This is a genomic window from Mycobacterium sp. 852002-51057_SCH5723018, from assembly GCF_001667035.1.
GTDB lineage: Bacteria > Actinomycetota > Actinomycetes > Mycobacteriales > Mycobacteriaceae > Mycobacterium.
The window spans coordinates 1-639 of sequence record NZ_LZIR01000131.1; the positions used below are offsets into that span (position 1 = coordinate 1).

General features: G+C 71.7%; 1 protein-coding gene and 1 pseudogene. One reads left to right on the forward strand and one right to left on the reverse strand.

The genetic code is table 11. From position 1 onward, the window contains the following. A partial coding sequence (locus A5764_RS26980) for a TOBE-like domain-containing protein (RefSeq protein WP_197501747.1) occupies positions 1 to 267 on the forward strand: 267 nt, incomplete at its 5' end. A 120-nt stretch (positions 268 to 387) separates the two neighbouring features. On the opposite strand, the pseudogene A5764_RS29050 reads toward A5764_RS26980, so the two are convergent. Beyond that, positions 388 to 639, reverse strand: a pseudogene (locus A5764_RS29050) (hypothetical protein); the annotation flags it as partial.

Here is a 639-nt window from a genome sequence, read left to right on the forward strand (position 1 = left end):
GACGGCACCGCCGAGTCCATCGGGGTGGTGCGTGCCACCGTCGACCGGGTGGTGGCGCTGGGCTTCGAGGTCCGTGTGGAGCTGACCAGCGCGGCCACCGGCGGCCCCTTCACCGCGCAGATCACCCGCGGCGACGCCGAGGCGCTCGCCCTGCGCGACGGTGACACCGTATACGTCCGGGCCACCCGCGTGCCGCCATTGCCCGCCGACAATGGGGTCGCCCGCGGCGGTGCCGACGAGGATCAGAGCACGCTGACGTCGGCGTGACACCGCTTGCTCGACGCGCCTTTTTGGCGCTCGAAGGACCTGGCCTCGAGCATATTTCGGTCATTTGGGAATCGGCCGCGTTGCCGGCTCGAGAGCAATGAGCGGTCGCGGGCCTGCTGGCTACCGCAACCCGTTCATCCCGTTCTGGCCGAACAGCAGCCCACCGGTGCCGCCGGTGCCGGGGCTGCCCGGGGCCAAGACAACCCCGGCGTTGCCGCCGTCACCGCCGTTACCGATCAACCCGGCATTGCCGCCCTGGCCGCCGGCCCCGCCGTCGTTGCCGCCGTAGCCGCCGGTGCCGCCGTCACCGCCATTGCCGATCATCGCGGCCTTGCCGCCGTCCCCGCCTTTACCGCCGAAGAAGAAGCCGTT